Annotated in this window: 22 protein-coding genes; 3 read left to right on the top strand and 19 right to left on the bottom strand. The window is 72.6% G+C overall.

Going from position 1 to position 20,624, the window contains the following annotated elements; genetic code table 11:
• The first annotated feature begins 55 nt into the window (after positions 1-55).
• Complete coding sequence (locus AB0F15_RS15855; RefSeq protein WP_360270463.1) at positions 56-811, top strand: FCD domain-containing protein; 756 nt, start codon at positions 56-58, stop codon at positions 809-811.
• Positions 812-817: 6 nt separating this feature from the next.
• On the opposite strand, the gene AB0F15_RS15850 is transcribed toward AB0F15_RS15855, so the two are convergent.
• From AB0F15_RS15850 to AB0F15_RS15800, 11 genes are all read right to left on the bottom strand, one after another.
• Positions 818-1,672 carry an enoyl-CoA hydratase-related protein gene (locus tag AB0F15_RS15850; protein WP_360270461.1) on the bottom strand — a complete coding sequence of 285 codons (855 nt, stop codon included), beginning with the start codon at positions 1,670-1,672 and terminating at the stop codon, positions 818-820.
• Positions 1,673-1,680: 8 nt separating this feature from the next.
• Positions 1,681-2,766 carry an acyl-CoA dehydrogenase family protein gene (locus tag AB0F15_RS15845; RefSeq protein ID WP_360270459.1) on the bottom strand — a complete coding sequence of 362 codons (1,086 nt, stop codon included), beginning with the start codon at positions 2,764-2,766 and terminating at the stop codon, positions 1,681-1,683.
• Positions 2,763-4,058 carry an acyl-CoA dehydrogenase family protein gene (locus AB0F15_RS15840; RefSeq protein ID WP_360270457.1) on the bottom strand — a complete coding sequence of 432 codons (1,296 nt, stop codon included), beginning with the start codon at positions 4,056-4,058 and terminating at the stop codon, positions 2,763-2,765. Before AB0F15_RS15840 ends, AB0F15_RS15845 begins: the two co-directional genes overlap by 4 nt.
• Before the next feature lie 159 nt (positions 4,059-4,217).
• Positions 4,218-5,369 (bottom strand): acyl-CoA dehydrogenase family protein, encoded by a 1,152-nt coding sequence (locus tag AB0F15_RS15835; RefSeq protein WP_360270456.1) that lies wholly within the window; start codon positions 5,367-5,369, stop codon positions 4,218-4,220.
• A gap of 35 nt (positions 5,370-5,404) precedes the next feature.
• The gene (locus AB0F15_RS15830) at positions 5,405-6,169 is read right to left on the bottom strand and encodes an FCD domain-containing protein (RefSeq protein ID WP_360270455.1); all 765 of its coding nucleotides are present in this window, start codon (positions 6,167-6,169) and stop codon (positions 5,405-5,407) included.
• A gap of 13 nt (positions 6,170-6,182) precedes the next feature.
• Entirely contained in the window at positions 6,183-6,638 is a 456-nt protein-coding gene (locus tag AB0F15_RS15825) for a MaoC family dehydratase (RefSeq protein WP_360270454.1), read from the bottom strand.
• 8 nt (positions 6,639-6,646) lie between these two features.
• Positions 6,647-7,039, bottom strand: coding sequence for an OB-fold domain-containing protein (locus AB0F15_RS15820; protein WP_360270452.1), 393 nt, complete (start codon positions 7,037-7,039; stop codon positions 6,647-6,649).
• A complete protein-coding gene (locus tag AB0F15_RS15815; protein WP_360270450.1) occupies positions 7,036-8,187 on the bottom strand; it encodes a thiolase family protein in 1,152 nt (383 codons plus the stop codon). Before AB0F15_RS15815 ends, AB0F15_RS15820 begins: the two co-directional genes overlap by 4 nt.
• A complete protein-coding gene (locus AB0F15_RS15810; RefSeq protein ID WP_360270448.1) occupies positions 8,184-9,758 on the bottom strand; it encodes an AMP-binding protein in 1,575 nt (524 codons plus the stop codon). Before AB0F15_RS15810 ends, AB0F15_RS15815 begins: the two co-directional genes overlap by 4 nt.
• 98 nt (positions 9,759-9,856) lie before the next feature.
• Entirely contained in the window at positions 9,857-11,035 is a 1,179-nt protein-coding gene (locus AB0F15_RS15805; RefSeq protein WP_360270446.1) for an acyl-CoA dehydrogenase family protein, read from the bottom strand.
• Between the two features lie 23 nt (positions 11,036-11,058).
• On the bottom strand, positions 11,059-12,189 hold the full coding sequence (locus tag AB0F15_RS15800; protein ID WP_360270445.1) for an acyl-CoA dehydrogenase family protein: 1,131 nt from the start codon (positions 12,187-12,189) through the stop codon (positions 11,059-11,061).
• Between the two features lie 97 nt (positions 12,190-12,286).
• Between AB0F15_RS15800 and AB0F15_RS15795 the strand changes: the two genes are divergently transcribed.
• Complete coding sequence (locus tag AB0F15_RS15795; RefSeq protein WP_360270443.1) at positions 12,287-13,099, top strand: enoyl-CoA hydratase/isomerase family protein; 813 nt, start codon at positions 12,287-12,289, stop codon at positions 13,097-13,099.
• 90 nt (positions 13,100-13,189) lie between these two features.
• Here AB0F15_RS15795 and AB0F15_RS15790 read toward each other — a convergent pair whose 3' ends face one another.
• The 3 genes from AB0F15_RS15790 to AB0F15_RS15780 are packed head-to-tail and all read right to left on the bottom strand — an operon-like array spanning position 13,190 to position 15,860.
• Complete coding sequence (locus AB0F15_RS15790; protein ID WP_360270441.1) at positions 13,190-13,966, bottom strand: enoyl-CoA hydratase/isomerase family protein; 777 nt, start codon at positions 13,964-13,966, stop codon at positions 13,190-13,192.
• A gap of 15 nt (positions 13,967-13,981) precedes the next feature.
• Positions 13,982-14,737 (bottom strand): 3-oxoacyl-ACP reductase FabG, encoded by a 756-nt coding sequence (gene fabG, locus AB0F15_RS15785; RefSeq protein WP_360270439.1) that lies wholly within the window; start codon positions 14,735-14,737, stop codon positions 13,982-13,984.
• 10 nt (positions 14,738-14,747) lie between these two features.
• Positions 14,748-15,860: a serine hydrolase domain-containing protein gene (locus AB0F15_RS15780; RefSeq protein ID WP_360270437.1), complete on the bottom strand. Its 1,113-nt coding sequence runs from the start codon at positions 15,858-15,860 to the stop codon at positions 14,748-14,750.
• Between the two features lie 77 nt (positions 15,861-15,937).
• Here AB0F15_RS15780 and AB0F15_RS15775 point away from each other — a divergent pair, with 77 nt between their 5' ends.
• Positions 15,938-16,849 (top strand): SDR family NAD(P)-dependent oxidoreductase, encoded by a 912-nt coding sequence (locus AB0F15_RS15775; RefSeq protein ID WP_360270435.1) that lies wholly within the window; start codon positions 15,938-15,940, stop codon positions 16,847-16,849.
• A 56-nt stretch (positions 16,850-16,905) separates the two neighbouring features.
• On the opposite strand, the gene AB0F15_RS15770 is transcribed toward AB0F15_RS15775, so the two are convergent.
• The 5 genes from AB0F15_RS15770 to AB0F15_RS15750 form a co-directional block, all read right to left on the bottom strand.
• Positions 16,906-17,358, bottom strand: coding sequence for a PaaI family thioesterase (locus tag AB0F15_RS15770; protein ID WP_360270433.1), 453 nt, complete (start codon positions 17,356-17,358; stop codon positions 16,906-16,908).
• 62 nt (positions 17,359-17,420) lie between these two features.
• Positions 17,421-18,185 (bottom strand): crotonase/enoyl-CoA hydratase family protein, encoded by a 765-nt coding sequence (locus tag AB0F15_RS15765; protein ID WP_360270431.1) that lies wholly within the window; start codon positions 18,183-18,185, stop codon positions 17,421-17,423.
• 20 nt (positions 18,186-18,205) lie between these two features.
• A complete protein-coding gene (locus tag AB0F15_RS15760; protein ID WP_360270429.1) occupies positions 18,206-19,351 on the bottom strand; it encodes an acetyl-CoA C-acyltransferase in 1,146 nt (381 codons plus the stop codon).
• Positions 19,344-19,865, bottom strand: coding sequence for a DoxX family protein (locus AB0F15_RS15755; RefSeq protein ID WP_360270427.1), 522 nt, complete (start codon positions 19,863-19,865; stop codon positions 19,344-19,346). The genes AB0F15_RS15760 and AB0F15_RS15755 overlap by 8 nt, the downstream gene beginning before the upstream one ends.
• Entirely contained in the window at positions 19,862-20,623 is a 762-nt protein-coding gene (locus AB0F15_RS15750; protein WP_360270425.1) for a 3-hydroxyacyl-CoA dehydrogenase, read from the bottom strand. Before AB0F15_RS15750 ends, AB0F15_RS15755 begins: the two co-directional genes overlap by 4 nt.
• Position 20,624 lies beyond the last annotated feature (1 nt).

The following is a 20,624-nucleotide window of genomic DNA, read 5'->3' as shown; positions in this document are numbered from 1 at the left end:
ACGAATCGACCATCCGGTACTATGAGTGCACTCAATGAACTCAAGGGGGAACAGGATGACCGCCGCGTCCAGAACGAGCATCGTACGCGTCCCGAAGGCAGGCGAGATGATCGCCGCCGACCTGCGGCGCCAGATCGTCCTCGGTGAGCTCGCGAAGGACGACGTGCTGCCCTCCGAAACGGCCTTGATGGAGCGGTACGGCGTCTCCCGGCCGACGCTGCGCGAGGCGTTCCGCATCCTGGAATCGGAGCAGCTGATCAACATCCGGCGCGGCGCGCGCGGCGGAGCCCGCGTGCTGGTGCCCGACTCCCGGGTGGCCGCCCGCTACGCCGGCCTGCTCCTGCAGTACCGCAAGGCGTCCATCGCCGACGTCTACGAAGCCCGCAGCCTCCTGGAAACCGCCGCCGTGCGCACCCTCGCGGCCAAGCGCACCGCCGCGGACCTGCAAACGCTGACCGAACTCGTCGAAAAGGGCGAGCAGCTCATCGGCAACGCGGTGGGCTACGCCGAACACGACGCGGACTTCCACGAGCTGCTGGTGAAGCTGTCGGGCAACGACACGCTCGACGTGCTCGCCGGGATGCTTTTCCACCTCATCGACGCCCACCACCGCGCCTACGCGGCCAGCCAGGACGACGTGCCCGCGTTCGCCTCGGCCAAGGTGGTCCAGCGGGCGCACGTGAAGCTCCTGGACCTGATCCAGGCGCGGGACGCCGAGGGGGCCACGGAGTTCTGGCGCAAGCACCTCAAGCAGGTCAGCAACTACATGACCCGCGGCGAGGTGCCGGAGCTCATCGACATCCTGTCCTGACCCCCCTCACGCCGGCCGGAACGGCTCTTCGCGCCACCACGGCCAGCCCGGCGGCAGGCCGGTGCTGACCCGCCCGGGGAACACCGGTGGCCGCTTGGCCAGGAACGACTCGATGCCCTCCACCGCGTCCGGGCCGCCGCCGAGCTCGCCCATCAGCCGCGAGTCGAGCCGGTGCGCGGCCATCGGATGGGCTTCGCCGAGCATGCGCCACATCAGCCGGCGGGACAGCGCGACCGAGACCGGCGCGGTGTTCTCGGCGATCTCGCGCGCGATGGCGATGGCGGCGGGCAGCAGGTCGTCCGGTTCGTGCACGGACCGGACCAGGCCGCCCGCGAGCGCCTCGGCCGCGTCGAACACCCGGCCGGTGGCGACCCATTCCATGGCGCGTTGCATGCCGACGGCCCGGGGCAGGAACCAGGCGGCCGCCGACTCCGGCACGATGCCGCGGCGGGCGTACACGAACCCGAACCGGGCGGTGGTGGACGCGAGCCGGATGTCCATCGGCAGGGTAAGCCCCGCGCCCGCACCGACTGCCGGGCCGTTGACGGCCGCGATCACCGGCTTGGCACTCGCGTAGAGCCGCAGGGCGACCAGGCCCCCGAGGTCGCGGTGCTCCGCGGCCGCCTCGCGGTGGTCGAACGCTCCCCCTCCGGCGCCGAGGTCGGCGCCCGCGCAGAAGGCCCGCCCGGCTCCGGTGACGATGATCGCCCGCACCTCGTCGTCGGCGTCGGCGGCGTCCAGGACGGCGAGCAGTTCCCGCACGAGAGCGGGGGTGATCGCGTTGAGCCGGCCGGGCCGGTCGAGGGTGACCGTGAGGACACCGGCGTCGAGCGCGGTCCGCAGGGTTTCGTAGCCGGGCACAGGCGGGCTCAGACGCCGAGCGCCGCGAGCAGCCGCTCGTGGTAGACCGCGGGGCCGCCGAAGAGCAGCTGAGCGGACTTGGCGCGGCGGAAGTGCCGGTGGGCCGAATGCTCCCAGGTGAAGCCGATCCCGCCGTGCACCTGGATGTTCTCCATGGCGGCGAACAGGTAGGCACGGGAACAGCAGGCGTGCGCCGCCGCCGCGGCCGCCGGCAGCCCGGCGGGGTCCTCGTCGTGCAGCCGGGCGGCTTCGCGCGCCGTCGCCTCGGCCAGCTCGACGTGCACCAGCATGTCCGCGCACTTGTGCTTGACCGCCTGGAACGAGCCGATGGGCCTGCCGAACTGGTGGCGGGTCCTGGCGTACTCGGCGGCGGTCTCCAGCACCCGGCGCGCTCCGCCCGCCTGTTCGGCGGCGAGGCAGACGGCGGCGATGTCGAGCACGGGCCCGAAGACGCACTCCCCCGCACTGTCCCCGCCGACCCGCGTCGCCGGCGCGGCGTCGAAGGTGACCTGCGCCTGTGCGCGCGTGGCGTCCAGCGACCGCAGGGCTTCGGTCCGCACCCCCGGCGCAGGCCGGTCCACCGCGAAGAGCGAAAGGCCGGTTTCCGTGCGGGCCACCACGAGCAGCAGGTCGGCGGTGGTCCCGTCGATCACGAAGCACTTTCGCCCGGTCACGGACCACTGTCCCGGCGCGGTCTCCTCCGCGCGGGTGGCGACGCGGCGGGCATCCCACGAGCCGTCGGCCTCGGTCACCGCCAGGGTCGCCACCGTCGTGCCGTCGGCGATGCCGGGCAGGTACCGGGCGCAGGCCACCGCGTCGCCGGTGGCCAGCAGGGCGTGGGCGGCCAGGACGACCGACGCGAAGAACGGCGCGCTCACCAGCGCGCGCCCCATCTCCTCCAGGACGACGCCCAGCTCGACCAGTCCGAAGCCGTCACCGCCGTACTCTTCGGGAATGGCGAGACCGGCCAGCCCCAGTTCGCCGGTCAGCTGGGCCCACAGCTCCGCTTCGCCGTGACCCGCCTTCGCCTCGAGGAAGTCGCGCACGGTCGCGCGCAACGCGTCGAGGTCGTCCTGCGAAGTCGCTGTCGTCACGACCGGCCTCCCTGGTCCACCACGGAATGGCGCAGAGCGCGGAACGGCGACCGGGTGTCGATCCCCGGTTCCTTCGGCAGCCCGAGGACCCGCTCCGCCAGGATGTTCTTCATGATTTCCTCGGTGCCACCGAGGATCCGCAACGCGGGGGTGGCCAGCAGCAGCTCGGTCCAGGCGAAGGTGCCCCACTCGCCGGTGTCGGCGATGACCCGCTGGCCCAGCACGTCCGCGACGAAGTGCGCGGCTTTGGTGAGGTTCTGCGCGTACATCAGCTTCGACACCGACATCTCCGGTCCGGGCGCGACCCCGGCCCGCAGCCGGCGGACCGCCCGCGCGTTGAGCTGCGCGGTGGCGGTCAGGTCGACGAGCAGTTCGGCCAGCCGGGCGCGCAGCGCGCCGTCGTCCTGGTGGCCGGTCACCCGCATCAGCGCGGCCAGCCGGTCCGGCGCGAGGGCCGCGCTCACCGCGCCGACGCCTTCGTTGCCGACCGTGGCCCGCTCGTTCATCAGGGTGGTCAGCGCGACCGTCCACCCGCCGTCGACCTCGCCGAGCCGGTGGTCGTCGGGCACCCGGACGTCGGTCAGGAAGACCTCGTTGAAGTCGGCGCCGCCGGTCATCTGGCGCAGCGGCCGGACCTCGACGCCGGGGGCGTCCATCGGCACGAGAAAAGCGGTGATGCCGCGGTGCTTCGGCGCGTCGGGGTCGGTCCGGGTCAGGGCGAGGCCGATCCGGCTGAGGTGCGCGACCGAGGTCCACACCTTCTGTCCGTTGAGGACCCAGTCCGGGCCGTCCCGCACGGCGCTGGTGCGCACGCCCGCGAGATCGGACCCGGCGCCGGGCTCGCTGAACAGCTGGCAGGCGATGGCGTCGCCGCGGTACATCGCGGGCAGCCACCGGTCCTTGAGGTGCTGCTGTCCGTGGGCGAGGATGGTCGGGCCGACCATCCCCAGCCCGACGACGCTCAGCGTGCCGGTGTCCGGCACGTCGTACTCCGCCTCGACCGCGTCGTAGAGCATGTCGTGGACGGCGGTCAGGCCGCGCCCGCCGTACTCGGCCGGCCCGGTGATCCAGCCGAACCCGTTTTCGTACCGGGTCCGCTGCCAGGCCCGCGCCCGGTCCACCGCGGCCCGTTCGACGTCCGGTGGGTCGGCGCTGAAGTAGGCCACCCGGTCGTCGCCGTCACCCCAGCGGAAAGCGGCGGGCTCGGGCCGGCGATCGGCGTGCGCGTCGAGGAACCGGCGGACCTCGTCGAGGAAGTCACGCGTGGCACCCGCTTCGAGGTCGTGCTGCATCGGTCGATGCTAGCATTAATAGGTAGATAAATACACTATCTCTCGTCGCTGACCCAGCGGACGAGCCGCTGCAGCGGGTAGCAGCCGTCGTGCGGCGTCCGCCGGGCGGCCGCGAGCGCGCCGGCCACCAGGCCGTCCGGATCGCTGCTCAGCCAGGGATCAGTAGGTGCGCAGGCCCATGCTGCGCGCGATGCCGTTGCGCTGGATCTGGCTGGTGCCGCCGGAGATCGTGGCCACGATGGACTCCCGGTAGCGGAAGCTCATGACGCTCTCGGTGGAGAAGCCGTGTCCCGCGCAGACCTGCATGCCCAGCCGGGCGGCGGCGACGTACGTCTCCGAGCCCTTGAGCTTCGCCATCGAGCCCTCGCGGGTGCACGGCTTGCCCTGCGCCAGCAGCCAGGCCGCGCGGTACGCGAGCAGCCGGGCCGAGTCGATCTCGGTCTGCAGGTCGGCGATGGCGTGCGCGATGGCCTGGAAGGTGCCCACCGGGCGGCCGAACGCCTGCCGGGTGCGCGCGAACTCGAGCATCTCGTCCAACGTGGCCTGGGCCGCGCCGAGGTAGCCGCCGGTGATGATGACCTTCTCCAGCTCGATGTTGGACAGCATCACCTTCCAGCCTTCGCCGGCCGGTCCGACCAGGTTTTCCTTGGGCACCACGACGTCGCCGAAGAAGACCTCGTTGGTCCCCAGGATGTGCCGGGCCAGGGTGGGGGTCCGGCGGACTTCCACGCCCGGGCTCGCCGGATCGATCAGCAGCAGGCTGATCCCGCTGTGCTTCGGTTCCCGCGGCCCGGTGCGCACGTACGTCGCGATCGTGGTGTCCGGCAGCCCGGCACCCGTGCACCACGCCTTCTGGCCACGGACGACGAAGTGGTCACCGCGGTCCTCGGCCGTGGTGCGCAGCGCGGCGGCGTCGGAGCCGCTGTCGGGTTCGCTCAGGCCGACCGCGAGGCGGTGCCGCCCGGTCATCACCCGGTCGCGGATGAAGTCCCGTTGCGGTTCGGTTCCCCAGCGGAACACGGTGATCCCCGGGATGAGCACGCCGATGTAGCACATGGCCACGTCAAAGCTGGCGCGGCCGAGTTCCTCCGCGAGCACGATCAGTTCCACCGGCCCGCCGCCGTCCCCGCCCTCGTCGGCCGGGAAGGGCAGGGAGAACCAGCCCAGCTCGGCCATGCCGGAGAACAGCTCCGGGGGCACGGCGGACTCCTCGTCCCACTTCTTGGCCTGCTCCGCGGGACAGACCTTGGCGACGAACTGGCGCGCGGTCTCGCGCAGCATCCGCTGCTCGTCGGTCAGCTCGAAGTCCACGACAGGCCCCAATCGTAGGCGAACCCAGAAATCATCTATCTTATTGTACTGTATTTTCCCAGCAGGTCGAGAACCGTCGTCGTCGACCTGCTGCCGAGCAGGTACTCGTGGGCCCGTTCCAGGTGCGCCCGCCACACCCGGGTGGCCTCGCCCGCGTCCCCGGCGGCGACCAGCTCGACCAGCCGGACGTGCGCGCGGAGGCCGCTGAGGTTGGCCCGGATGTTCTCCTCGGAACCGGCATCGAGGTCGACGTGCGACCAGTTCGCCCGGTCGATGATCTGGCGCACCATGCCGTTGAGCACGATCAGCGTCTGGTTCGCCGACAGTTCCACCACCAGGGCGTGAAAGCGCATGTGCGCCCGGATGAACGCCGGCGGGTCCTCGATCAGCGCCTCCGCCTCGGCGAGCGCGGTGCGCAGCCGGTCGAGGTCACCGGCGGTGCGGCGACCGGCCAGCAGCCCGGCGCACGGCGCTTCGATCACGGACCGGGCGGCGTACACGTCCTGCAGGGTCGCCGACCGGTGTTCGAGGATGAGCCCGGCGTAGCGCGCGGCGACGGAGCCGTCCGGGACGTGCACGCGCGCCCCGCCGCGGGCGCCGCGGCGGATGCTGATCAGCGACTCCGACTCCAGCACCCGGAACGCCTCCCGCAGCGTCGGCCGCGACACCGCGAACTCGGCCATCAGCTCGGCCTCGGCCGGCAGCGCGTCACCTTCGGCCAGCTCGCCGCGGACGATCCGGCGCCGCAGCTCGAGCGCGACCAGCTCGGCCATCTTGGGGATCCGCACGTGACCCGGCACGCCGACCGCCTTCCTAGAAGTACTGACGGCTGACCGTCTCGGCCACGCAGGCCGGCCGGTCGGCGCCCTCGATCTCCACGGTCACGCGAAAGAGCAGCTGAGCCGACGTCGCGTCCAGGGGCTGCGCGTCGAGCAGCTCGGTGGTGCCCCGCAACCGCGAGCCGGCCCGCACCGGCGTGATGAAGCGGACCTTGTCCAGGCCGTAGTTGACCGCCATCCGCGCCCCCTCGACGCGGTAGACGGCCACCATGAACACCGGCAGCAGCGACAGGGTCAGGTAGCCGTGCGCGATCGTCGTGCCGAACGGGCCGGCCGCGGCGCGCTCGGCGTCGACGTGGATCCACTGGTGATCACCGGTCGCCCCGGCGAACGCGTCGATCCGGTCCTGGTCGACGGTGACCCACTCGCTGCTGCCGAGAACGCTGCCCTTCGCGGCGAAGATCCCCTCGAGACCGGCTAAGACCTGCATGGCGCTCCTTACGCGGGCACGAAGTACGGCAAGGTGATCCCGGCGGTCAGCAGCCGGAAGTCGACCCGCACCCGCAGGCCGATGACGACGTCGTCCACCGGGCAGCCGACCACGTGGGACAGCATCGACACACCGTCGTCGAGGTCGACGATCGCGAGCGCGAACGGCACCTCGAAGCCGGGCCCTGGTGCGCGGTGGACGACCGTGACCGCGTAGACCTTGCCGGTGCCCGTGCTCGGCACGTAGGCCCAGTGCCGGGAACGGCACCCGGGGCACGCGGGTTCGGGGGCGAAGAAGGTCAGTCCGCAGGCCGCGCAGTGCGGGAGGACGAGCCTGCGTTCGGCGGCCGCGTCCCAGAAGGGACGGCTCAGTGATGTCGGCTGGGGCACCGGACGGCTCATCGGATCCTCCCCAACACGGACATCTCGTAGTGCTGGGCTCCGGAGCCGGCGTTGCCCACGACGGCGACCTCGGCGCCGGTGACCTGGTGCACGGCACTCCCGCGCAGCTGCCGCACGGCCTCCACGACCTTGAGCGTCATCTGCTGCGTCCCGTTCCAGGCGTAGGACAGGCAGCCGCCGTCCGGGTTCACCGGGTACTTGCCGTCCACGGCGATCGCGCCCGTTTCCACCAGCGGGCCGCCCTCGCCCTCCGCGCACACGCCCAGCGCCTCCAGCTGGCGGATGACCTCGAAGGAATTCGGGTCGTACAGGGAGAAGACGTCCACCTCGTCGGGTCCGACCCCGGCGGTGCCGAACGCGCGGGCCGCGGCGTCGCGGCCGATCATGCCGACTTCGCGGTACAGCGCCGGATTCGCGTACGCGGCCTGGTGGTACTCCATCCCGCCGCCCAGGACCGCCACGGGCGGCCGCGGCAGATCACGCGCACGCTCGGCGGTGGTCACCACGAACGCGCCACCGCCCTCGCCGACGATGCAGCAGTCGAGGAGGTGGAACGGCGTCGCGACCAGCCGGGAGGCCAGGACGTCGTCGACGGTGTAGGGACCCCGCCCGTACATCATCGCCTCGGGGTTCGTCGAGCCGTTGTTCCTGATCGTGGCCGCGACCTCGGCGAGCTGCCGGGACGTCGTCCCGAACTGGTGCATGTGCCGGACCGCGACCAGCGCGAACTGGGCCACGACGTAGCTGCCCCAGACGTCGGCGAACTCGACGGGGACGCCCGCGCCGACCGGTCCGCCACCTCGGGAGACCAGCCGGCAGCCGCCGACGACGACCGTGTCGGCCAGCCCGGCCGACACCGCGGCGGCGGCCTTGAGCAGCCCACGGGAACCCGCGTTGTCCAGCATGGCGTCGCTGGTCCAGCGCAGGTCGCCGAGCAGCCGCGCCCACGAGCTGCCTTCGCCCGGCACGCCACCCGGCCCCGGCCAGTCGACCTGCGCACCGTCGACATCGGACGGACTGAGGCCGGCGTCGGCGATCGCGCCGGTGACCGCTTCGAGAGCCAGGTCCATCGCGTCCCGGTGGGGCAGCGACAGCGCCTGCTCGGTGGCGTGGACGCCGACGACGACCGGCTGCCGGGGCGTCTTCACCGGCCGGCTCCGAGCGTCTCGCCGCCGGGGTAGCCACCGCCACCGAACCGGACGTCGAGCGCGGCGTAGTCCTTGGCGAACGCGGCGGTCCGCGGCAGCGCGTCCACGAACTCGACCGTCTTGGGCTTCTTGTACGACGCGATGCGCTCCCGGCAGTGCGCGATGATGTCGCCTGCGGTCGCCTGATCGGGCTCGCGCAGCACCACGACGGCCTTGACGTCCTGCGCCCAGCGCTCGTTCGGCACCCCGATCACGGCCGCCTCCTTGACCGCCGGATGACCCTCGATGCAGTTCTCGACCTCGGCCGGGAAGATGTTCTCGGCGGCCGATTTGAGCATGCGCGTGGTGGTGCCGAGGAAGCTGATCGTGCCGTCGGGTTCCCGGCGGCCCAGGTCGGTCGTGTGCCACCAGCCGTCGCGGAAGCGGTGCTCGTTGACCTCGGGACGGTTCCAGTAGCCCAGGTGCACCAGGTCGCCGCGGACGCAGATCTCCCCGGCCACACCGGGCGCGCATTCGGTGCCGTCCCCGGCCACGATCCGCACGGTGACGAACGGGCCCGGGCGGCCGGCGTTGCCCAGGCCGGAGCCGCCGAACCCGCCGGTGACCGCGAACCCGGTGACCTCGGTCTGGCCGTAGCCGCGGCCCTCGCCGCCGCCGTTGGCGGTGAACCGGCTCGTGTCGACCGTCACCGAACCCTGCCACAGCTGGGGTGCCACGCTGGCCCGGAAGGCGGACAGGTCGTGCCCGGCCGTGGCGTTGAGCTGCACCAGCTCCACGATCGTCGGCGGCATCAGGTACCCGTGGGTGCACCGTTCGCCGGCCAGCAGCGGCAGCACCTCCTCGGCGACCACCCGCCGGACGATCACGTTCTTCCCGCCCTGGAGGAACGCCGGCACGCCCCAGAACTGGTAGTTGCCGATGTGGAACATCGGGCCGGCGCTCAGGAACGCCGTGGTGTGGTCGATGTCGCCCAGCCACGCCCCGGAGGCGCCCATCGCCAGGAGGTTGCGGTGCGACAGCATCGACCCGCACTGCGTGCCGGACATCGCCGCGGTGTAGATGACCAGCAACGCCGTGTCGGGGTCCACGTCGAGCGCGGGATCCTCCGGCGCGCCCGCGGCGAGGAAGGACTCGTAACCGTCCTCGCCGGCCGGGCTGTCGTGACGCAGCCAGCGCACGCCGGCCGGATCACCCAGCTCCGCCCGCGCCTTGGCCACCGTCTCGCCGATCTCCTCGTGCTGCCAGACCACGACCTTCGGGTCGAAGTCCCGCACCGCGAACGCCATCTCCGGCGCGGCCCACCGCCAGTAGCCGGGGCAGACCATCGCGCCGAGCTTGGCCGCGGCGCCGAGCAGCTCCCAGATCCGCACGGAGTTCTGGCCGAGCCACAGCACCCGGTCACCGGCGCCGACGCCCTCCGCGGCCAAGGCGCCGGCCAGCCGGTTGGTGCGTTCGTCGAACTCGGTCCAGGTGAGGCGGACGTCGCCGTCCACGAAAGCGACCGCGTCCGCGAACGATCTGCGGTGCTCGCGGACGACGTCGGCGACGGTGAGGCGGCGGGCAGGGTGCACCGTGATCACTCCTTGGACCTGACACTCCGGAAAAGGCTAACCTATTTAACTGAACCAGGGATACTGATGACGACCGGTGACCGATCGGCACCGCGCCGTCACGGCCGCGGTTCCTTCGGCAGGCCCAGCAGCTGCTCGCCGATGATGGTGCGCTGGATTTCGCTGGAACCGCCGTAGATCGTCTCGGCCAGGGAAAGCAGGAACGTGCGCTGGCGGACGTCGAGGGCGTAGTCCTCGCCCACGAGCTGCCCGGCCGGGCCGGCGACCTCGGCGGCGAGGTGCCCCATCCGCTGGTGCGAGGTGGAGGCGAAGAGCTTGGCGATCCCGGCCTGCGGTCCGGGGGCGCGCCCGGCCAGGACCTCGCCCAGCGTGCGGAGGTTGGTGGTGCGCATGAGGCGGACCGACATCCACGCCTCGACGATCCGGTCCCGCGTCGACGCCGGCACGGCGTCACCCGCGTCGCGAGCGGCTTGGACGAGGTGCTCCACTTCGCGCTCGAACGACAGCTGCTGGGGCAGCAGGGTGACGCCGCGCTCGATGCCCAGCGTGCCCATCGCGGTCCGCCAGCCCTGGCCGACCTCGCCGACGACCAGGCCGGCGGCGGTGCGCGCGTCGTCGAAGTAGACCTCGGCGAACTCGTCCTGTCCCGCCAGGTTCCGGATCACCCGCACGTCCACGCCCGACTGGTGCCGCGGCACCAGCAGCATGCTCAGCCCCCGGTGCCGCTTGCCGTCCGGGTCGGTGCGCACCAGCACGTACAGCCAGTCCGCGGTGTGCGCCATCGTCGTCCACACCTTCTGGCCGTTGAGCACCCACTCCTCGCCGTCCAGCTCCGCCCGGCAGCGCAGCGAGGCGAGGTCGGAGCCCGCGCCCGGTTCGCTGAAGCCCTGCCCCCAGAGCTCCTCGACGCGCAGGATGGGCGGCAGGAACCGCCGCTTCTGCTCCGGCGTGCCCAGAGCCAGCAGCATCGGCCCGAACAGGTCGAGACCGCTGGTCGTGGCCCGGTAGGGCGCACCGGAGCGGGCGTACTCGTAGTTGAAGACGACCTCCTCCAGCAGGGTCAGCCCGCGGCCGCCGTACTCGACCGGCCAGCTCAGCCCGAGCCAGCCGCCCGCGGCCAGCTCGCGGTCCCACGCCACCCGCACGTCCCACGCCTCCGAGTCGGCCGGTCCGCCGATGCCGCGGTGCGCGGCGAACTCGCCGACCAGGTGCCCGGCCAGCCAGTCACGGACCTCCGTCCGGAAGTCCGCGACGCCGGACCCGAAGTCCAGGTCCATCGAAAGCTCCTCTCGACGAGCGCTCACAGGCCCAGCCACCGCCCGAGCCGCGCGCGGTGCTCGGCCGGCGTGCCCAGCAGCAGCTCGGACGCCTTGGCGCGCTTGAAGTACAGCTGGACCGAGTGCTCCCAGGTGAAGCCGATTCCGCCGTGCACCTGGATGGCTCCGGCGGCGACCCGGGTGAACGCCTCCGAGCAGCACGCCTTCGCCACGGACGCGGCGACCGGCAGGTCTTCGGCGTCGGCCGCGAGGGCGCGCAAGCCGTCCTGCACCGCGGAGCGAGCACACTCGACGTCGGTCAGCATGTCGGCCAGGCGGTGCTTGACCGCCTGGAACGAGCCGATCGCCCGGCCGTACTGTTCGCGGATCTTCGCGTAGGCCACCGCGAGCTCCAACGCGCGGGAGGCGCCGCCCAGCTGTTCGGCGGCGAGCAGGACGGCAGCGGCGGCGAGGGTGCGCTCGATCGCGGGCCAGGCCGTCCCGGCGTCGCCGATCAGCCGGGCGGGGACCCCGGAGCAGTCCAGGCGGGCCTCCTTGCGGGTCTGGTCGATCGTGCGCAGCGCGGTCCGCCGCAGGCCGGGGGCCGAGCCGTCGACGGCGAACAGTCCCGTCCCGGCGTCCGTCCGCGCCACGACGAGCAGGAGCTGCGCGGTGTGGCCGTCGAGGACGTGGGTCTTGGCCCCGCTCAGCTGCCAGCGGCCCGCTACCCGCTCGGCCCGGACGGTGATCGCGCCTTCGCCGCGGCGGCCGCCCGGCTCGGCGAGGGCCAGTGTCGCGATGGTCTCCCCCGCGGCGATCCCCGGCAGCAGGTCCTTGGCCGCCGACTCGTCGCCGGCCCGCAAGAGCACTTCGGCGGCCAGCGCGACGGTGCCGAAGAACGGTGCGCACAGCAGGGCCCGGCCCGTCTCCTCGAACGCGATGCCCAGCTCGGCGTGACTGAAGCCCGATCCGCCGTACTCCTCGGGGATCGCCAGCCCCGGCAGCCCGAGTTCACCGCCCAGCTGTCGCCACACCCGGGCGTCGTACCCCTCGTCGGTCGCCATCAGGCGGCGCACCTCGGGTTCCGCGCTGTGTCGGTCGAGAAAGGTCCGCAGCACCTGACGCAGCTGGAGCTGTTCGTCGCTCAGGACGCCGACCGAGGCCGTCTCCGTCATCCGGCACACCTTCCCGCATCTCGCACAATCAGTTATATAATTATAGTCTTACCAGAGTGGCTTGAGTCAATGTCCCGGCGTCGCACGAGGAGTCCCGATGAGTGATCGCTACGACGAGTTCCCGTCCCTCGGCTTCGACCGCCCCGCTCCCGGTGTGCTGCGGCTCGTGCTGGACGCCCCGAACCTGAACGCCGTCTCGCCCCGGATGCACACCGAACTCGCCGACGTCTGGCCGGTGATCGACCGCGACCCGGAGACGCGGGCTGTGCTGGTTCAGGGCGCGGGCAAGGCGTTCTCGGCCGGCGGCACCTTCGACTCGATCGAGGAGATGAGCCGCGACTACGTGGTCCGCGCCCGGGTGATGCGGGAAGCGCGAGACATGGTGTACGGGGTGCTGAACTGCTCGAAACCGGTCATCTCGGCCATCCACGGACCCGCGGTCGGGGCCGGGCTGGCGGTCGGCATGATGGCCGACATCTCCATCGCGGGCCGCCGGGCGAAGATCGTGGACGGCCACACCCGCCTCGGGGTCGCCGCCGGGGACCACGCGGCACTCTGCTGGCCGCTGCTGTGCGGGATGGCCAAGGCGAAGTACTACCTGCTCACCTGCGACGTGCTGACCGGCGAGGAAGCCGAGCGGATCGGCCTGGTGTCCCGGTGCGTCGACGACGAGGACGTGCACGCCGAGGCGCTGCGCGTGGCGACGTCGCTGGCGGCCGGTTCGGCCAGCGCCCTCGGCTGGACCAAGCGCTCGCTCAACCACTGGTACCGCACCGCCGCGCCGATCTTCGAGTCTTCACTGGGCCTGGAATTCTTCGGCTTCGGCGGCCCCGACGTGCAGGAGGGGCTCGCGTCGCACCGGGAAAAGCGCAGCCCCGACTTCACCGCGGGCGCCGACCTCCCGCTGTAGCGAGGCCGCTCGTCGCCGGGCTCAGGTGTCGTGAGTGTTTAGTCGGGTTAGAACCCTACTTACCACTCACGACCTGCGGGCGAGCCACGCTTACACCCCACGGAAGTCGGCGGGGCGCCGCTCGCGGAAGGCACGCAGCCCCTCGGCCCGGTCCTCGGCGGTGAACATGACCGCCACCGTCTCCCGCTCGGCGGCGATCCCCGCATCGAGGCCGTCGTCGATCCGGTCGAGCAGGGCCTTCCCCGCCGCCAGGGCCAGCGGGGCACCCGCCGCGAGCCGCCCGGCCAGCGCCCGCGCCACGCGCAGCCCCTCCCCCGGCTCCGCGAGCTCGTTCACCAAACCCACGGCGTAGGCGCGCTCGGCGTCGATCGGCTCGCCGGTGAGGATCATCTGCTTCGCGATCCCCGGCGGCACCAGCCGGGGCAGCCGCTGGGTACCACCGGCCCCCGGCAGGACGCCGAGCTTCATCTCCGGCAGCCCGAGCTCGGCGCCGCGCTCGGCGACCCGCAGATCGCAGGCGAGCGCGAGCTCCAAGCCGCCGCCGAGGGCGAACCCGTGGATCGCGGCCACCGACGGCTTGCCGAACTCCTGCAGCCGGCCGAACACCTCGGTCAGCCGTCCCACGAAGGCGCGGAACTGGTAGGCGGTCCGGAACGCCTCGATCTCGCCGAGGTCGGCTCCCGCGGAAAAGCCCCGCCCCGCCCCGGTGAGCACCAGCGCCCGGACCGCCGGGTCGCCGCGCAGGGAGTCCAGTGTGGACTCGAGGCGGTCCGCCGTCGCGGTCCCGATGGCGTTGAGCCGGTCCGGGCGGTCGAGGGTGAGCACGGCGACGCGGTCCGCCACGTCGACGCGCAGCAGGTCTGCCACGGCTGATCCCTTCGGTCACAACATGGTGAGACCGCCGCTGACCGAGATCGACTGACCGGTCAGGTAGGCGGCCGCGTCGGAGGCCAGGAAGCCGACCACGCCGGCGATGTCGGTCGGCTGGGCGACGCGGCGCAGCGGAATCGCGCGGACGGTCGCCTCGTACATCCGCCGGCTGTACTCGGCCACCTGTCCGAGCAACGCGGTGTCGGTCGGGCCGGGGCACACGCTGTTGACCGTGATGCCGTGCCGGGCGACCTCGCGGGCCAGCGCCTTGCCGAACGCGATGATCCCGCCCTTGGTCGCGGAGTAGACCACCTCACCGGAGGAGCCGACCCGGCCGGCGTCGGAGGCGATGTGGACGATCCGCCCGCGCTCGCGCTCGATCATCCCGTCCAGCACGGCCCTGGTCACCGTGATGGTGCCCCGCAGGTTCACCGCGATGATCCGGTCCCAGTCCTGCTCGGTGCTGTCGGCGAACCGGCCGAGTACGTCGATGGCGGCGTTGTTCACCAGCACGTCCACCGGGCCGAGCCCGGCGTCGGTTTCGGCGACCGCGGCTCGCACCGCCTCGCTGTCGGCGATGTCCGCGACGACCGCCATCGTCTTCACACCGTGCTGGTCGGCGATGCTCGCGGCGGAGTCGGCCGCCGCGGCCCGGTCCACGTCGCAGACGGCGATCCGGTGGCCGCGCGCAGCCAGTTCGGCGGCGATGGCCGCGCCGATGCCGCGCCCGGCTCCGGTGACGAGTGCGACCTTGTCGGGTGTGTCCACGTGGTCCTCCTCAGGTCAGGTTCGCGGCGAGATCGGCGATGGTCCGCAGCATCGCCCGGCCGCGCACGGACAGGTCGTAGCCGGCGAGCGGATATCCGTTGCACAGCAAAGCGAACGACACGTCACTGACCGGGTCCAGGAAGCCGAGCTGGTAGGCGGCGCCACTGTTGCCGAACAGGGCCGGTGAGCCGGTGGACGGCAGGCCGCCGCCCGCGTCCCGCCCGGCCACGGTCACGAAGAGCCCCATGCTGACCGGGGTGCCGCCCCCGTAGGCCTCCTCACCGGCGGGGCGCTCGGTGAGGCGGATCCGGCTACCCTGCGCGACAGCGTCCGCCGTCCAGCGCCCGGAGTGCACCAGCGCCTGGAAGAACAGGGCCACGTCCGCCGCCGTGCCGACAAGCGCGTGACTCGGCTCCCCGGCGGCGAGCACCCGGGGATCGGAGAGGTACCACGGGCCCCAGGGATCGGGCTCCTGGTCGTCGCCGGTGCGGTCGGTGGCGATCATCGGCAGGACCGTGTCCGCCGGGACCCCCAGGTCGAGGGAGGACAGGCCGAGCGGACCGGTGAGCTCGGTGCGCAGGTACTCGGCGAAGGTCAGGCCGGTACGCCGGTGGACGATCTCGCCGATCAGCCAGGCCGCCGAAGTGAGGTGGAACTGGAACCGGGTACCGGGCGGGGAGTCCAGCCGCCAGCGGGCGAACGCGGCGAGCCGCTGCTCGCGGTCGACCATCTTCGGGTAGCCGAGCGGGGCGAACGGGAAACCGGCGGTGTGGGTCAGCACGTGCTCCACGGTGACCGCGTCCTTGCCGTTGGTGCCGAATCCGGGAACGATCTCGCCGACCCGCTCGCGGACGTCGAGGCGCCCGGCTCCGACCAGGTGCCACACCACGCCGGCGACGATCGACCGGCCGACGGACTGCAGCACGTACCGGTCCCGGCCGGTGGCGTCGCCGAAGGTCTCGAACGCCGCCAGCCTGCCGTCGCGGGCCACGGCTACCTGCATGGAGGGCAACGGCATCTCCGCCACCGCCTGCCTGATCCGGCCCAGGAGGACGCCGAGCCGGCCGGGGTCGACCCCGGCGGCGGCCGGACCGGCCACCTCGTGCTGCCCCACTTCGGTCATCTGCCCTCCTCGGCGTGACTCGGCCCGCCCAACAAGCTAGCATAAAGAATAAGATTAGTTAACTGATTGGAGCGGCTGTGGGCATCCTCGACGGCAAGGTGGCCATCGTGACCGGCGGCGGCCGGGGGCTCGGCAGGGCACACTGCCTCGCCCTCGCGGAGGCGGGCGCGACGGTCGTGGTCAACGATCTCGGATCAGGCCTCCACGGCGAGCAGACCGGCGAATCCCCGGCCGACGACGTCGCGACGGAGATCGTCAAGCTGGGCGGGACGGCGACCACGAACCACGCGTCGGTGACCGACTGGGCCGCGACCGAGGCGATGGTCGCCGGCACGGTCGCGGAGTTCGGCCGGCTGGACATCGTGGTGAACAACGCCGGGATCGTCCGCGACCGCATGCTGTTTTCCATGTCCGAGGCGGAGTTCGACACGGTGATCGCGGTCCACCTGAAAGGCACCTTCGCCCTCACCCGGCACGCCTGCGCGTACTGGCGTGCCGCGGCCAAGCGCGGCGAACCGGTCGCCGGCCGGGTGATCAACACGACGTCCGGCACCGGCCTGTTCGGCAACGCGGGACAGGCCAACTACGGCGCCGCGAAGGCCGGAATCGCCGGCCTGACCGTGATCACCGCCTTGGAGATGCGCCGCTACGGCGTGACGGCGAACGCGATCTCGCCGATCGCGGCCACCCGGATGACCGCCGACCTGGCGGTGGCCGGAACGGGCAGCGACGCCGGCGGGTTCGACCCGCGCGACCCCGCCAACGCCTCCGGCGCGGTCGTCTACCTCGCCTCGGACGCGGCCGGCTGGCTGACCGGCCAGGTGCTGCGCATCGACGGCGCCACGGTCAACCGGCTCCAGGGCTGGACGGTCGTCGGCAGCCACCCGAGCAGCACCGGGCGAGCCGTCACCGCCGGCGAACTCACCGAGACCCTCCCGCAGCTCTACGGTGCGGCGCCGACCGGACGCCCGGTGGTGCAGTCGCGTTAGGACGGTCTGCCGCGGCCGTCGTGAGTGGTAAGGAGGGTTCTAACCCGACTTACCACTCACGACCCGCGGGGCTCGGGTGCGTCCTGCTCGGCCAGCCAGCGCTGGTGGCGGTCGAAGTGCGCGGGGTCCCGCCGCACCCAGATGCCCGACGCCTTGGCCAGCAGCGCCCGGCCGGGCAGCAGCACCATTTCGCCCTGGATGTACCAGCGGGACCCCGCCCGGCGCTCCACCCAGGCGCGCACCTCGATCGGCCGCTCGACCGGCACCGGCTTGACGAAGCTGACGCTCAGCTCCGCGGTGACCGTGAGCACCCCTTGCAGCAGGGCGATGTGCCCGAGACACTCGTCGAGCACCGCCGCGGTCCAGCCCCCGTGGGCGACGTCGGGGCCACCTTCCTGGTCACGCGGGCAGCGGACGTCGAACAGGGCGGTGTCGGGACCGTCCAGGCGTTCGCGTTCGACCCCCAGGCGGCACTTGCCGGTCAGCCGGCACGCCCCGCACAGCGCCACCCCGCCCTCGGTCCGCGGCGGCTCCTGGAAGTCGGACCCGACCCAGTGCCGCTCCGGGCGGTTCAGCGTCCGCTCCAGACCGGCTGCCGCTTCTCGGCGAACGCGCGGGCGCCCTCGACGGCGTCGGCCGAGGCGAACACCGGATCGGTCACCACGCGCTGACGTTCCCACTGCTCGGTGGCCGGCCATTCGCCCGCCTCCGCCACGATCTGCTTGGTCGCGCACACCGCCAGGGGGCCGTTCGCCGCGATCCGGCCGGCCAGTTCGCGCGCCGCGGCCAGTGCTCCGCCCGGCTCGGTCAGCCGGTTCACCATGCCCCACCGCGACGCCTCCTCGGCCCCGAACTGGTCTCCGGTGAGCGCGTACTCCAGGGCGATCCCCCGCGGGATCCGCTGGGGAAGGCGCAACAGGCCACCACCACCGGCGACGAGCCCGCGTTTCGTCTCCGGCAGCCCGAACCGCGCATCGCGCGCGGCCACGATCAGGTCGCAGGCCAGGGCGATCTCGCAGCCACCGGCGAGCGCGTACCCCTCGACGGCGGCGATGATCGGCTTGACCGGCGGGCAGGCGGTGAACCCCAGCAGCCCGCGCCCCGGGATGTCCGGCGTGTCACCGGTGAGAAACGCCTTGAGGTCCATCCCCGAGCTGAAGGTGCCCCCGGCACCGGTCAGCACGGCGGTGACGAGGGAATGGTCCTCGTCGAGCCGGTCCAGTGCGTCCGCGACACCGCGCGCGAGCGCGCCGTTCGCCGCGTTCCGCACTTCCGTCCGGTTCATCGTGATGATCAGCGTCGCGCCGTCGCGCTCGAGCAGGACTTCGTCCGCCATTTCGTGCCTTCTTCCCCGGCTCAGCCGAGCAGTTCCAGGATGGTGGCGTTGGCCTGGCCGCCACCCTCGCACATCGTCTGCAGTCCGTAGCGGATCCCGTTGTCCCGCATGTGGTGCACCAGCGTCGTCATCAGCCGGGCCCCGGAACCGCCCAGCGGGTGCCCCAGCGCGATCGCCCCGCCGTTCGGGTTGAGCGCCTTGACGTCCGCGCCGAGGTCGGCCAGCCAGGCCAGCGGCACCGGGGCGAACGCCTCGTTCACCTCGAACGCGCCGATCTCGCCGATCGCCAGCCCACTGCGGGCCAGCGCCTTCGCGGTCGCCTCGATCGGCGCCGTCAGCATGATCACCGGGTCACCCGCGGCCAGCACGGCGGTGTGCACGCGGGCGAGCGGGCGCAGTCCGAGCTCCGCGGCCTTGGCGGTGGTCGTGATCAGGAGGGCGGCCGACCCGTCGGAGATCTGCGACGAGTTCCCCGCGGTGATCGTCCCGTTTTCGTCGAACGCCGTCCGGAGCCCGGCCAGCGATGCGAGCGTCCCGCCGCGGCGGATGCCCTCGTCTTTCCCGACGACGGTGCCGTCGTCGAGGTTGACCGGCGCGATCTGCGCGTCGAACCGTCCCTCGTCCTGGGCGGCCGCGGCCTTCTCGTGGCTGCCGAGGGAGAACTCGTCGAGCCGGGTGCGGCCGAAGCCCCACTTCCGGGCGATCATCTCCGCGCCGATGCCCTGGTTCGGGTACGCGCCGTAGCGGGCGAGGTAGCGCGGACCGTACGGGTCCTGCCCCATCGCCGTGGAGCCCATGGGCACGCGGGACATCGACTCGACGCCACCGGCGACCACGACGTCGTACTGCCCGGAGACGACCCCGGCCGCGGCGAAGTGCACGGCCTGCTGCGACGAACCGCACTGGCGGTCGACGGTGACGCCGGGCACCGACTCGGGCCAGCCGGCCGCCAGGACCGATGTCCGCGCGATGTCGGCGGTCTGCTCGCCTGCCTGCCCGACACAGCCCCACACCACGTCGTCGACCAGGGCCGGATCGAGCCCGCTCCGCAGCGCGAGCGCGGTCAGCACGTGGGCCGACAGGTCTGCCGGGTGCACACCGGACAACCCGCCGCCCCGCTTGCCGACCGGCGTCCGCACCGCTTCGACGATCACCGCGTCACGCATGTCCGCTCCTCTGTTCGGTTCGCTGGGGACGCCAGGTCGCGGCGAGCAGCGCCGCGGCACCGAGCACGCCACCGCCGGCGGCGATCGCCAGCCCGGCCCCGCCCGACAAGGTCCCGTCCCAGCCGAGGGCGTGGTCCAGCGAGAACCCGCCCGGCCCGGCGAGCGCGACGGCCGCGCAGATCACCGCGATCATCAGGACGTACTCGTAGCCGTCCTTGAACACGAAGAAGCCGTTGGCCCGGTGGGCGGTGATCCCGGCGACCACCATCGTGCCGACCACGAAGGCCGCGGCGAGGGGCGTCAGGAAGCCGGCCGCGAGCGCGGCGCCCGCCGCCAGCTCGCCGGCCCCGCTGAGCATCGCGTGCAGCCGGGCCGGACGCATGCCGAGCGAGGCGAACCACCGGGCGGTGCCGTCGACCCCGCCGCCGCCCCAGAGGTGGTTGTAGCCGTGCGCGGCCATCGTCGCCCCGACCACCAGCCGGACGAGCAGCGCCGCGGTGTCCGCCGCGGTCATCGCGGGCTCATCCGGATCGCGCCGTCGAGCCTGATCACTTCGCCGTTGAGCATCGGGTTGGCCACGACGTGGGCGACGAGGGCGGCGAACTCGGCCGGATCGCCGAGCCGGGAGGGGTGCGGGACCTGCTTGCCCAGCGCCGTGCGCAGCTCCTCGGGCGCGGCGGCCATCGGCGGGGTGTCGAACAGCCCCGGCGCGATGGTGACCACCCGGATCTGCTGCCCGGCCAGGTCCCGCGCGATCGGCAGGGTCATGCCCGCGACGCCGGCCTTGGACGCGGAGTAGGCCGCTTGGCCGATCTGCCCGTCGAAGGCCGCCACCGACGCGGTGTTGACCACCACGCCGCGCTCCTCGCCCGAGAGGTCTTGCTTCGCCATCCGTTCGGCGGCCAGCCGGATCACGTTGAAGGTGCCGATCAGGTTGATCTCCACGATCTTCGTGAATTCCGGGAGGGGGAACACCCCGTGGCGGCCGAGGATGCGGACGGCGTTGCCGGTGCCCGCGCAGTTGACCGCGACCCGCAGCGCACCGAGCGAGTCCGCGACGTCGAGGGCCGCCCCCACCTGCTCGGGGTCCCGGACGTCGGCGGGCGCGAACCGGACGTCGGCGCCGAGCTCGGCGGCCACCTCCTCGCCGGGCGAGCCGGGCAGGTCGAGGATCACCACGCGCGCTCCCGCGCCGAGGAGGGCCCGGGTGGTCGCCAGGCCGAGCCCGGACGCTCCGCCGGTCACCACGGCGACCCCGTCACGGATATCCATT

The sequence above is a fragment of the Amycolatopsis sp. NPDC026612 genome (assembly GCF_040638285.1).
Lineage (GTDB): Bacteria > Actinomycetota > Actinomycetes > Mycobacteriales > Pseudonocardiaceae > Amycolatopsis.
This window is presented reverse-complemented; position numbering and strand designations above follow the sequence as displayed.

What these genes read in the sequence shown, in the direction of transcription:
- AB0F15_RS15755 (WP_360270427.1), bottom strand. Translation starts at nt 19,865, where the DNA reads ATGACCGCGGCGGACACCGCGGCGCTGCTCGTCCGGCTGGTGGTCGGG.
- AB0F15_RS15765 (WP_360270431.1), bottom strand. Translation starts at nt 18,185, where the DNA reads ATGGCGGACGAAGTCCTGCTCGAGCGCGACGGCGCGACGCTGATCATC.
- AB0F15_RS15800 (WP_360270445.1), bottom strand. Translation starts at nt 12,189, where the DNA reads ATGACGGAGACGGCCTCGGTCGGCGTCCTGAGCGACGAACAGCTCCAG.
- AB0F15_RS15795 (WP_360270443.1), top strand. Translation starts at nt 12,287, where the DNA reads ATGAGTGATCGCTACGACGAGTTCCCGTCCCTCGGCTTCGACCGCCCC.
- AB0F15_RS15750 (WP_360270425.1), bottom strand. Translation starts at nt 20,623, where the DNA reads ATGGATATCCGTGACGGGGTCGCCGTGGTGACCGGCGGAGCGTCCGGG.
- AB0F15_RS15825 (WP_360270454.1), bottom strand. Translation starts at nt 6,638, where the DNA reads ATGCAGGTCTTAGCCGGTCTCGAGGGGATCTTCGCCGCGAAGGGCAGC.
- AB0F15_RS15820 (WP_360270452.1), bottom strand. Translation starts at nt 7,039, where the DNA reads ATGAGCCGTCCGGTGCCCCAGCCGACATCACTGAGCCGTCCCTTCTGG.
- AB0F15_RS15840 (WP_360270457.1), bottom strand. Translation starts at nt 4,058, where the DNA reads ATGCAGCACGACCTCGAAGCGGGTGCCACGCGTGACTTCCTCGACGAG.
- AB0F15_RS15805 (WP_360270446.1), bottom strand. Translation starts at nt 11,035, where the DNA reads ATGGACCTGGACTTCGGGTCCGGCGTCGCGGACTTCCGGACGGAGGTC.
- AB0F15_RS15855 (WP_360270463.1), top strand. Translation starts at nt 56, where the DNA reads ATGACCGCCGCGTCCAGAACGAGCATCGTACGCGTCCCGAAGGCAGGC.
- AB0F15_RS15760 (WP_360270429.1), bottom strand. Translation starts at nt 19,351, where the DNA reads ATGCGTGACGCGGTGATCGTCGAAGCGGTGCGGACGCCGGTCGGCAAG.
- AB0F15_RS15780 (WP_360270437.1), bottom strand. Translation starts at nt 15,860, where the DNA reads ATGACCGAAGTGGGGCAGCACGAGGTGGCCGGTCCGGCCGCCGCCGGG.